Annotated in this window: 7 protein-coding genes; 1 reads left to right on the top strand and 6 read right to left on the bottom strand. The window is 59.4% G+C overall.

Going from position 1 to position 11,595, the window contains the following annotated elements:
- Nucleotides 1-31 precede the first annotated feature (31 nt).
- The 6 genes from N5D61_RS06690 to N5D61_RS06665 all read right to left on the bottom strand — a co-directional run bounded on the left by N5D61_RS06690 (nucleotide 32) and on the right by N5D61_RS06665 (nucleotide 9,260).
- Nucleotides 32-1,978: an acyltransferase family protein gene (locus tag N5D61_RS06690; protein WP_279891540.1), complete on the bottom strand. Its 1,947-nt coding sequence runs from the start codon at nucleotides 1,976-1,978 to the stop codon at nucleotides 32-34.
- A gap of 50 nt (nucleotides 1,979-2,028) precedes the next feature.
- Entirely contained in the window at nucleotides 2,029-3,330 is a 1,302-nt protein-coding gene (locus tag N5D61_RS06685) for a hypothetical protein (RefSeq protein WP_279891538.1), read from the bottom strand.
- 11 nt (nucleotides 3,331-3,341) lie between these two features.
- The gene (locus tag N5D61_RS06680; protein WP_279891537.1) at nucleotides 3,342-4,637 is read right to left on the bottom strand and encodes a hypothetical protein; all 1,296 of its coding nucleotides are present in this window, start codon (nucleotides 4,635-4,637) and stop codon (nucleotides 3,342-3,344) included.
- Between the two features lie 529 nt (nucleotides 4,638-5,166).
- A complete protein-coding gene (locus N5D61_RS06675) occupies nucleotides 5,167-6,786 on the bottom strand; it encodes a glucan biosynthesis protein D (RefSeq protein WP_108236278.1) in 1,620 nt (539 codons plus the stop codon).
- A 268-nt stretch (nucleotides 6,787-7,054) separates the two neighbouring features.
- Entirely contained in the window at nucleotides 7,055-8,455 is a 1,401-nt protein-coding gene (lpdA, locus tag N5D61_RS06670) for a dihydrolipoyl dehydrogenase (protein WP_279891534.1), read from the bottom strand.
- Between the two features lie 220 nt (nucleotides 8,456-8,675).
- Nucleotides 8,676-9,260 (bottom strand): CDP-alcohol phosphatidyltransferase family protein, encoded by a 585-nt coding sequence (locus tag N5D61_RS06665; protein ID WP_279891532.1) that lies wholly within the window; start codon nucleotides 9,258-9,260, stop codon nucleotides 8,676-8,678.
- Between the two features lie 349 nt (nucleotides 9,261-9,609).
- On the opposite strand from N5D61_RS06665, the gene N5D61_RS06660 reads away from it, so the two are divergent.
- A complete protein-coding gene (locus tag N5D61_RS06660; RefSeq protein WP_279891530.1) occupies nucleotides 9,610-11,589 on the top strand; it encodes a protease modulator HflK in 1,980 nt (659 codons plus the stop codon).
- Nucleotides 11,590-11,595: the final 6 nt, after the last annotated feature.

Raw genomic sequence — 11,595 nt, 5'->3', positions numbered from 1 at the left:
GGCGGGGTGCGAAGTCTTCCTCTTGGCGAGGTCAGTAAGACGTTGCAGCGTTGATAGCGACCTTGGTGTCTCGTGCCCCTTCAAGCGCCGCATTCTCTTTGCGCAATTCGGGCATCACGTAGTTTTTTACGATGTAAAGCGATCCCGCTGAGCTCAAGTGGCCTGAGTCGATTTGCAGCAACGAATGATCCTCCTGCAAGCGCACCAGGCATGAGTCGACCACGCACAATCCGTCCATCAGCGACACGAAATCGACCATGTGGGGATCGATCATGGCCCGTGTGGCGCGGTTCGTGTCGATCAGTTCCTTGTCCATAGCGGAATCGGTGATGTGCGAATCGTCCGTGCCCCAGTGACGATTGGCAATGACGCTGGGCAACGAAGGGTTCCACTGGGGCAGAGGCCCCATCAGCACCACTCGTTTGACACCGTCGGCCTTGAGCCGCGCGGCCAGCTCGTTCCAGCGCGTCTTGTCGTGCTGATCCTTTTGCGCGATCACCACCACCTCAGGTTGCAACGCAGCGATGGCTTTCAAAGCGGTGGTGTTGGAGTAGTTGCAGGTAATCCGCGCTGGGGTTTCCCTGCCTGTATCTATTGTCAGGCTGGGCTTACAGCCGGCAGAGGCCACCTGGTAGAAAGGCGTGCCCCGTGCCAGGAACGTTCTCAAGCCGAGCGACAGCGCTTGTGCGTGGGAATCGCCCCAGAGGAATACGCCGCCATCGCCCGATTTGCGCGTGCATGACGCGTCGATCTGCGTCTGGTTGCGCTCAGTGAACGCCGAAAAGGCATCGCATTTCAGCCAATAGTTTTCATACAGGTTTTTCTGCCGGGTCGCGTAATCCTGAAGAAAGCGTGCCTTGTCCGAGATGCTCACCGGGCGCAGCGCAGAAACGGCGCCATCGGTGGCATTGACCGCCGTGCCACCGACGAAGACCAGCGCAATCAGAGCGCCCGCACCCGCAAATCGCCACGAGCTTGTCGATGCTTTTTTCTGCGGCGTTTGTTCGATCAGCGAGTACGAAAGCTGGGCCAGAACAAAGGCAGCGATGATGCCTGGCAGCGCGTTGACCGGACTTCCGAGATAACCCGCATAACTCATGTACACCACGACGGGCCAGTGCCACAAATACAATGAATACGACAGTTTGCCGGTCCATTGGGAAAACCGATTGTTGGTCACGGGCGAGTCTTGCCGCGCCGCCATGATGACTGCGAATGTGCCCAGCACCGGCATCAAAGCCAGATAGCCAGGCCACACCACGCGCTCCGAGAGGACGACAAAGCTGGCGGCCATCAACCCCAGGCCGGTGGCTTCCAAAACCCGTTGTTGCGCGGGATTCAGTTTCACTGGAAACAACGCGGCCACGCCGCCCAGCAACAGTTCCCAGGCACGTGTAGGCAGTAGATAGAACGCAGGCTCCGGCCACTTGACCGACGCGATCACACAGACGACGAAACCGCCCGCACATGCCGCCATGACCACCCAGCGCAAATGACGCACTGTCATGACCTTGCTAAGCCCCAATAGCACGACGGGGTAGAGCATGTAGAACTGCCATTCGACGGACAGCGACCACGTATGCAGCAGCCACTTTTCGTGGGCGCTGGCAGTGAAATAGCCCGCTTCCGACCAGTATGTGAAGTTGGAGTAGAACCCGAGGCTGGCAGCGACGTGTTTGCCGAGCTCGCTGTATTCCAGTGGCAGCAGATAGACCCAGCCGAGTATCAGCAGGGCCGCACACATGACGGCCAAGGCCGGAATGATTCGCCGCGCCCGAGACTTATAGAAACCAATGAGACTCAGGCTGTCTTTCTCCAGATTGCGGAACAGTATTCCGGTGATCAGAAACCCGGAAATCACGAAGAAAATATCCACACCGGAAAATCCGCCCGGCAGCCAGGCGGGATTGAAATGGAAGATCACCACTGCGATGACCGCGATGGCCCTGAGTCCATTGATGTCTTTTCTGAAATCCATGGCGATTCTTCAAGTGACGTTGTTAAGAGGCCAGCGCAGAAACGCATCCGTTAGCCTGATGCGCCCACGCGAATGATTTTTGGGAAGCCGTTCAATGTGATAGGCGCCGAACACTGCTGCGCCTGGCAAGCCCAGGATTGCTCCGCGTTGAACCAGCCCTTTTGCGGCTGGGCGGTGTCGATGAGCCTGAGCGCACCGTTCTGTGGGCCAGCGGAATGTACGGTTTTCTCGATGGTTTTCCTGGCACCTGCCCATGCCACGACGATCTGCTCTTCACCCTTCGAGAAATGCAGCAAATAAGCGTCATCGGCCCACACGCTGGCGTCTGGGTCATAGGTGAAGTCTTTGATGAAGGGGCTGATGACCTTCAGCACGTTGTAGGCCGGCTTGGCTGAAAGGTCTTCATTTAAAAGCCCGAAGTTATGCTCCTGATCTTTTCGATCGGCCCCGTCGTTGATCAGGTCGTACCACCACATGCCTTCGAGATTGGGGATCGTGCGCGCGAAAAACAGGATGCGTGCCATGAAGGCCGCCTGGGTTTCGGGGGTGCTCCCGCAGTTCTCGGTGTGACTCGGCCAAGCCATCTCGGTGATGTACAACGGTACGTCGCGACCGGCCTTGGTGCGGATATGGCGTTCGTATTCACGCACCCAGTTGACCCAACCCTCCGGATTGTTTCGACCGCCCCCTGCGCAATGCGCGTAGGGATGGATCGACAGCCCGTCGACTTGATCGAGCATGCCGGCGTCGATCAGGTGGTCGGCAAATCCCTCGTCCATGCCCTGGGGGGTGATCGAACCGGCCAGGATCTTCGCGGGTGAGCCGTTTTGCCCTTGGGTGTGCTTGCGAATCAGCGGAACCGTGTCACGCACCAGCGCTGCGTAGTCGGCGGCCAGCTTGGGATCGCCCGGGGCTTCCAAGTCCCATTCATTCCAGATTTCGTAGTAATTGACCCTGTTCCCCAACTGACCGACCACGTAATTGACGTAATTCAGATAGGCCGCCTTGACCTTGCCTGCGCGCGGCTTGGCGTTGTCGTGAAAAAAGGTGCTGTAGTCGAGAATCACCAGGCGGGACAAGTTCTGCGTGGCTGCAGCGCTCAGGTAATCACGCCATGGCTGCACGATCCTCAGTTGATTGGGTGCCGGCTCGGCGGTTGACCAGAACGCATCGTCCTTGAGTGCGGTGACGCCGGCTTGCGCCGCAAGCTGCAAGGGCACTCGAGGCGAAGCCGGAAAGTTCATCAAGTGGGTGCCGATGCCCAGAATGAACGGCTCGTCGGCGGCCGCTTCATGAACGAGGAACATGCTGAGCAGAGACAGGAATGCGGCTGACAGGCGGCTGAACTTCATTGCCGATGCTCTCAATTCAAGTGGGGCAGGACAGGAAACAGAGCGTGCGTCCCGCTGAAGGTGGAGGTCACCGGACGCGGTACTCGATTTCGGCCGAGGACGTGACCAATGGCCATGCCCAGAAACAAATTGGCCGTCGCGATTTCAGGCATGTCGGTGGTCCAGCCCGTCAGCAGACAGCAAAAGCACACCGCCAGTAACGCTCGTCCCGCCCGCGTCACGTCATCGCCCAAGGCAATGAACAGAGGGATCTGCAGCGTGAACAGAAGAATTCCGAACGCGCCCAGCATGCCCCACAGGTACAGCACGGTGCTGTCTGAACCCAGGGTCGGCAGGCCCGGAATCGGGAACAGGGCCAACGTGCTGCCATAGGCGCCGAGCCCAGCCCCGGTCAGCTCCCAACCTTCGCTGATGATCCACCTCGCCATGTTCGGCCAACTGTTGATCAAACGATCGTAAAGCGAAGACAGGGTGCCGGTGCTGGCCAGGCCCGCGTTGAAGTCGTAGAGAAAACTGATCAGCGGCAGGATCATCCCGATCAGTACAGCGATCGTCATCACCACCCGTGCTGTCCAGTGAAACCGTAGGACCATCAGCAGTCCCACCGCGCACACGAAGCCGGCTGCGGGTGCCTTGCTCGTCGTCATGACGATCGCCACGGCGGTCACGCCGCTGAGCACGAGCATCAAGAGCCGGGACCGCAAGAACGGCATCACGAACAACGCGCCCATCGCCAGGTTGATCGACAGGATATTGGACACGCGTGCAAAACCGGCCAGGCGGTCGGCTTCGTCTACCGCCCAGGCCGTATTGCCGCTCAACTCCGTTTCGCCGAGTGTGTAGCTGTAGCCTTTCCAGGGAACGGACGTCAGTTTGTCCAGCGCCAGCCCGACGAAAGACGCTAGCAGGCACAGGCCGACCGCCCACAGCAGCAGCTTTTTGCGATGGATGAGCTGTTCGCTGCAAATCATGCCGAACAATATCGGGCAGATCCCGAAGACACTGAATCCGATGTTGCTGAGTGACGCGCCATGCAGCATGGCGATCAGGCTCGAAATCACCAGCGCGAGCAGGCCGAGCCACACCCCTTTGCTGGTCTTCAAGTGCAGGAGTTGCAGCATCAGCAGCAGGCAGCAAAGGATTTTGGGACCGTACAGCACCGCGGACAGGCCCGCCTTGTCCAGATAAAAACGCAGCGCCCCTGAGAATGTTTCGACCACGATCAAGCTGATGGCCGTCCAGACGATGGCCGTGGAGATGTTGAAAGAGAGGATCGAAGGTTTATCAACGGAGGCATTCGACATCATGGTCAGTCCCTTTGAAGCGCTCGAATGGAAGTGATCGTCGGACAGCTAGCCGGGGGCCGGCCGGTTGAAGTTCTCGACGCAAAGCTACCGCCCATCGACTCAGCTTCGGGCTGTCGATCAGAAAATAGATGCGGTATGTCGCAAGCGCCGGGGTAGGTGCAGCAGAGCTTGGCAAGCCATGCTGAATCGGCGTGACAGGAGATATATCAGCCCCAGATGGAGAGGCTGTCAACGAATTAGTCAAATTTTCGGACAGGGTCGCCCGATCGAAAAAATCGGAGTCTGTAACTTATTGAATTTACTAAGGGTGTGAAATTTGACGCTGGTAAATCGGGCGATCTCCAGCGCCTTTTCGGCCGCCGTCTATGACTCATTTCTGTTACAGCACAGCCGAGCATTGCAGGGTCTCGACGGGCTCAGCCTATAGAACGGGGCCGGCATCTAGCTCAGGGACCGAGCGCTTCTCTCATCCTTTTGCAGGATCACAGAAGCGCTCACGCAGGCTCAATGCACCGCTGCGGTCAATGGCTCAGGTGTATTTGCGTTTGTCCGGTGCAGGCGGAAAGTACTGGTACAGCCACGTCTCGCTCAGCGTCCTATCGCCCGTTTTGATGAACATGCGCATCTCTACAGGGTCGACCGAATCGTTGGTTGGATACCAATCGAAGGTCACACGGAAGCCTTTGATATCCGGCAATACAAGCACATTGAAATCCTGCACCTTGCCGTTCGATACGGACACAACAGGTTCGATCCCCGAGCCTTCCGGCAGGCGATCCAGTCCTCCGCCGTTGAAGTCCACGGCAAACCGTCGCGCCCAGACATCGGGATAGTGCTCTCCCGGTGCCCAGCCTTCAATGAAGCCGCCCATGCCGGAGCGCGTCGCATTGACCTGCGCCAGCGGCGTGCTCACCGGTGGCAACGGACTCCAATAGAGCTTGTAGCCGTAATTCATGGACATCCCGGCCTTGACCGGCACTTTCGGGTTCCAGAAGGCAACGATGTTGTCCAGCGTCTCGCCTGTGGTCGGCAGTTCCAGCAGGTCGATCGATCCCTCCCCCCAAGGTGTGGTGGGCTCGACCCACAGGCTCGGCCGACGGTGATACCAGTCGACGGTGTCCTGGTAGGTCTTGAAGTCATGATCGGTCTGCACCAGACCGAATCCTTTCGGGTCCTTGTCGGCGAAGGCGTTGAATTGGAGTTTGGCCGGGTTATTGAGAGGACGGCAGATCCACTCACCGTTGCCGCGCCACATGGCGAGCCGATCCGAGTCATGGATCTCGGGGTGAATGGTGTCGCACATGCGGCGTTCGTGGGTGCCACAGCTGAACATGCTGGTCATGGTCGCGATGCCCAGTTGCTCGATGTCGGCCCGAGCGTTGATGTGCGCGTCGATGTCCATCACCACACGCTCGGCTTGGCAATCGATATCGAAGCGGTAGGCGCCCGTTGCGCTCGGCGAATCCAGGAGCGCGTACACCACGAAGCGCGTGGCGTCCTTGGTCGGTTTTTCAAACCAGAACTTGGTGAAATCCGGGAATTCTTCCGGGCGGTGGGCGTAGGTGTCGATCGCCAGACCCCGAGCGGACAGGCCGTATTGTTTGTTGCTGTCAATCGCGCGGAAGTAGCTGGCCCCCAGGAACGACAAGATGTCGTTGATGGCGATTTCAGGGGCCTTGAACAGCTTGAAGCCTGCAAAGCCCAAGTCGCCTTTTAGCTGACTCTGGTCGATGCGGCTGGCTTCGTAATTGAACAGTTCCGGACGGAAATGCACCTCCCGCGCCTGGTTCGTGGCCGGGTCGACGCTGTACATACGCACCGGCGTCTTGAAACCTGCGCCGACGTGGAAGAAATGCACGTCCAGTTGACCCTTGACGTCGTTCCACAGGGAATGGCCGGCGTCGTATCGGATGGCGTTGAACTGTTGTGGGGTCATGTTCGCCAGGGTAGGCGGCAGGTTCTGCTTGGTGCTGACGTAGGCTTTGCCGGCCATCTGCTTGGCGAGGTCTTGCAAGGTCTTGAAGTCGAAATGTTCGATGTCGCCGTCTGCTGCGGCCGCCAGGGCATGTGCTGCATAAAGGCCCGAGGCGGGCAGCGCGCTATACGCTGCCAGCGCCATGGAAGCTTTCAGTAGATTCCTGCGATTCATAAGGTGAAGCCTCTGAAGAAATGCTGTGCCTTCCTGCACATGGACGTGCGCTTTCCCAATCCTTGCCGAACGCAAATTACCAACAACACAGATAACAATCTCGGCATCTTGTTCGGAAAAAAAAGAAAATTCGTTTCAGAGCACTTCCTGATGGGCTTCAACGGGTTGCTGTAGGTCAAACCCTGCGGGCAACGGGCCGCGCGACCGTCAGCGCCTTTGGAAACGCCGCCATCGACACGCCGCGTTGCGGCCGCAAGGCCCGGGTCGGTCACGCCTGAGTCGTGTGCCCTCCAGCGCCCATCGCCGCTTGGCGCAGCGCCTCGGAGCGTGTCGGGTGAGGGTGACAAGTCAGCGCCACATCTTCTGCTGACGCCGCGAACTCCATGGCCACGCAGTACTCGGCGATCATCTCGCTGACACTCGGGCCCACCAGGTGGACTCCCAGGATTTCATCGGTCTTCTCATCGGCCAGCACCTTGGCGAAGCCATCGCCTTCGTGGTTGACCTTCGCCCGGCTGTTGGCGCTGAAGGGGAATTTCCCAACCTTGTAGGCCCGGCCTTCCTCCTTCAACTGCTCTTCGGTCTTACCCACACTGGCCATCTCCGGCCGGGTGTAAATGACGTTGGGGATGAGGTTGTAGTTGAGTTCGCCTTTTTTACCCACAATGCGCTCCACGCAGACCGCCGCTTCGTCTTCTGCTTTGTGCGCCAGCATCGGGCCGGAGGTGACGTCGCCGATGACCCAGATGCCCTCCACCGCCGTACGGTGGCCCTTGTTGGCAAGCACGCCCCGTTTGTCCACTTCCAGCCCGACAGTTTCCAGGCCCAGCCCCTTCGTCACAGGACGACGCCCGATGGAGACCAGTACGTAGTCTGCTTCCAGCACTTCAGCCTCGCCGCCCGCAGCAGGTTCGACGGTCAGGCTTACGCCCGAATCGCTCGAGACAGCGGAGGTCACTTTGGCGCTCAGTTTGAAATTCATCCCCTGACGCGACAGGGAGCGGTGCAGCGTCTTGCCCGTCTCAAGGTCCGAGCCATGGGCAACATGGTCGAGAAATTCGACCACCGTCACTTTGGCGCCCAACCGACGCCAGACGGACCCCAACTCCAGGCCGATGACACCTCCACCGATCACGACCAGATGCTTGGGTACTTCGCTGAGTGACAAGGCGCCGGTGGAGTCGAGGATGCGTTTGTTGTCGATGGTCACGCCCGGCAGGGGGGTAGGTTCTGAGCCAGTGGCGATGATGATGTCTTTGGCGGTCAGCTCGGATTCCGCACCATTGGCGTCGGTGACGATGACCTTGCCGGGCCCAGCCAGGCGCCCCCAGCCCTTGATCCATTCGGCCTTGTACTTACGAAACAGAAACTCGATGCCCTTGGTCAGGCCGGTCACGCTCTCGACTTTCTGGGCCATCATCTGCGGCAGGTTCAGCGTCGGCGCCACTTCGATACCCAATTTCTTGAATTCTTCCCCCGTTGCTGCCTCGTACAGTTCCGAGGCGTGCAGCAGTGACTTGGACGGGATGCAGCCGACGTTCAGGCAGGTCCCGCCCAACGTTTCCCGACCCTCCACACAGGCCACCTTCAAACCTTTCTGGCCAGCATGAATGGCCGCGTTGTAGCCGCCAGGCCCGCCACCAATGATGACAACGTCGTAGTGACTCATGAACGCACTCCTCGAGAAAAATCGACAGTGGAGGGAAGCGTAGACCGCTCTCCGCAAAAATCCCGTCGACGACATGCCAGGGAAATTATGGTTGTAATATCAAGTGCGCTTGAACCTGAGGTCAAGTCCCGATGTGTTCAAGCACCGTTGTCGAAAATGCAAGAAAGGCCTGTGGATAAGCTGTTCGCAAGGCGTGTGTAACGCTGTTGAAGCAACAGCGCTATTCAGGGCCACCACTGCGTGCGGCTGCTCCGGCGTCAGGTCTGGGTGTTTGCGCGACAGCGCCCCGGATGCGCTTATCGATCGTCGCCACTAACAGGACCGCCATCAACGCCAGCGTGATGTTGATCGCCGCAGTAAGCGTATGGCCTGAGCTGATTCCGAGCCCGAACACAGCGAAACATAGCGTTCGCACCGCGCTGCTCAAAGGGCCCTCCCGGCGTCTGGATGCTTTGATCAGCGGGCCCAGCAGGCCTGCGAATTCGCTGAAGATCGCCAGTAGCGTCACCAGTAAAACCAGCAGCAGGCTAACCTTCGGCACCGCTGCAAATGGCAAGAGCAGCGCTGTTTCCGCGACGACGCGTCCTAATTCCTGGACGCACTGGCCGAGCCGGGAATACTGACCGAATTCATTGACCAGCAAGGCTTCGATGGCGTTGAACAGTGTGCGGATCAGCATCCAGACTGGAATCAGCAGGAAGATGCGCTCGTTGGCAGCGAAAGCAGCCACCAACACACCCACTGCGACGGAAATCAACGCCGTACACAGGGTGACATGGATGGCGCGTACACCGTCTTCAAACAAAATTCTCGCAACGGGATGAAGGACTCTTTGCAACCAGGCACTCGGCACCATAGCCAATCCTCTGCCTGTGGATAACTTTCAGGGAGCTTAGTGCAATTCTATGGTTGTGTGGAGAGGCGGCGGGCCTCATGCCGTTGCGTCGAGACGGCCATCGGGGGCGTGCACGCGACTAACCTGTCTACTGGCTGTCAGGGGAGTGGATTGACCCTGAGTCTGTGAATGACCAGACGAAAATTTCACGCCACTTGTTATATCGTAACGCCACTTGAATCTATGTTGCGGGCTATTGCACCCGCAGAGTCGGCAGGTTGGGAAATGAGTTCAGCATTCAGCAAGTTCTGGGGTGGCGATGCGGGTTGATCTGGATGTTGAAGGAGTGGCGCCTGCCAGCATGCCAAGGTTCCAGCGCGCGGGCTTTCACGTGCGTCGGCTTTCACGATTGACCTACCTGCTGGGTACTCTGGGCGTCATTGGCTTGGTGATATCGCTGTTCGTCGATCTGTTTTCCCCCAATCCCCTGTGGACCGCCGTGCTGACCAACAGCGCGGCGAGCCTGCTGGTGCTCGCCGCGGCACTGCAGTCTGCACAGATCGTGGCGCAGTGGCGCTCTCGCGTGCTGACACCGGATGAGGAGGACGTCTCTTCGGTCGAGGATGTCTCGGCCGACGAGCTTGGTTGGTACGATCGCCTGTTAGCGCGTATCAGCGGGGCGGGGGCGTCGATGGCGGGCCAGATCGGCGTGCCGGTCTTCTGGCTGGCGGGTTGGACACTCTTGGCGCTAATCAGCATCGCGATGATATGGAATTTCACGCTGGTCGGCACCGCGGTTGGCCTCGTTGGTAATGGGGTTGGAGGCCTCCTGTTACTGATCGGCTTCGGTTTGCTGGTATTGGAGCGTCAGTTCAGCAACGAATCCGAAGCCAGTTGGCCGGAGGCCGAGCAGTTGGCCCAGATCACGCGGGTCGCCATCGGGACATTGCTGATCGCGGCCTTGTGCCTGTTCTTTTCTTCCGTCGAGCGTGTCTGGCCCGTACGGCTGGCCGTGCTGATCGGGCTGCTACCCGGGTTGGTAGCAGTGGAATTGCTGGTCCGAGCGCTGTTGTCGGTTTTCAGCCCTCGCAACGAGCGGCTCGAGCCTCGTCTGATAGCCAGCAGTTTCGTCGCCGGTCTGCTGCGCTGGCCGCCGCGCCCGCTGACGGCATTGCAGAATGAATTGCACAACCGCTTTGGCATCGACTTGCGGCAGGTCTGGGCGTTTACCTACATGCGCCGTGCATTTCTGCCGGTCCTGGCGGTCATAATCGCGCTGGGTTGGGCACTGAGCGGGGTTCACGAAATTCCCATGCAGGGTCGCGGCATCTACGAGCGCTTCGGTAAACCGGTCGAGGTCCTCGGGCCTGGCTTGCATGCTGGACTGCCCTGGCCGTTCGGTGCGGTGTTGCCTGTTGAGAACGGTGTGGTCCATGAACTGGCGACCAGTGTTTCGGAGGGCAGCCGTGCGGATAACAGCCCTGCGGAACCAGCGCTCGATCCTGCCGAAGGACCGCCCCCTGCCACCGCGAACAGGCTGTGGGATGCGACTCACATCAACGATAAGTCCCAGGTGATCGCCAGCGGTTCTGTCGAGAAGCAGAGCTTTCAAATCGTCAACATGGACGTGCGCTTCGTCTACCGTATCGGGCTGGACGACCAGGCAGCGATGGCCGCGACCTATAACAGCGCCGACATTCCGAGCCTGATCCGCAGCACTGCCAGCCGGGTGCTGGTCCACGATTTCGCTTCGCGGACGCTTGATGAGTTGCTCGGGGAACAGCGCACGGATCTGGCGGCCGACATTGGCAGCGCCGTCGCGCGGGACCTGAGAAAACTCGACAGTGGCGTTGAGATCCTCGCAACCGTCGTTGAATCGATCCACCCCCCTGCCGGTGCAGCCAATGCCTACCACGGTGTCCAGGCGGCGCAGATCAGCGCCCAGGCGCTGATCGCTCGCGAGCGGGGCGCTGCGGCGGATCAGGCCAACCTTGCGCAACTGCACGCCAGCGTCGCGCATGACCAGGCCGCGGCAACGTCGCGCGAAGTTATGGCCACTGCGCAAAGCGCCGACCTGCGATTCGGTGCCGAACAACAGGGTTATGCCAAGGCGGGCCAAGCCTTTCTGCTTGAGCAGTACCTGAGCCAACTGACCCAGGGCATGACCCACGCCAAATTGCTGGTTCTGGACCATCGCCTAGGCGGTGGCAGTGCCCCGACCATTGATCTGCGTACTTTCACTCTTCCGGTCGACCCCACCACGTCGCCCAAGTCAGCCGAACAGCCAGTGGCTGAATAAGGAGTC

It is taken from the genome of Pseudomonas sp. GD03842, assembly GCF_029841165.1.
Taxonomy (GTDB): Bacteria; Pseudomonadota; Gammaproteobacteria; order Pseudomonadales; family Pseudomonadaceae; genus Aquipseudomonas.
This window is presented reverse-complemented; position numbering and strand designations above follow the sequence as displayed.

Excerpts from the sequence above, each read along its gene's own strand:
- N5D61_RS06690 (WP_279891540.1), bottom strand. The coding sequence starts at position 1,978 with ATGGATTTCAGAAAAGACATCAATGGACTCAGGGCCATCGCGGTCATC.
- N5D61_RS06685 (WP_279891538.1), bottom strand. The coding sequence starts at position 3,330 with ATGAAGTTCAGCCGCCTGTCAGCCGCATTCCTGTCTCTGCTCAGCATG.
- lpdA (WP_279891534.1), bottom strand. The coding sequence starts at position 8,455 with ATGAGTCACTACGACGTTGTCATCATTGGTGGCGGGCCTGGCGGCTAC.
- N5D61_RS06675 (WP_108236278.1), bottom strand. The coding sequence starts at position 6,786 with ATGAATCGCAGGAATCTACTGAAAGCTTCCATGGCGCTGGCAGCGTAT.
- N5D61_RS06680 (WP_279891537.1), bottom strand. The coding sequence starts at position 4,637 with ATGATGTCGAATGCCTCCGTTGATAAACCTTCGATCCTCTCTTTCAAC.
- N5D61_RS06660 (WP_279891530.1), top strand. The coding sequence starts at position 9,610 with ATGCGGGTTGATCTGGATGTTGAAGGAGTGGCGCCTGCCAGCATGCCA.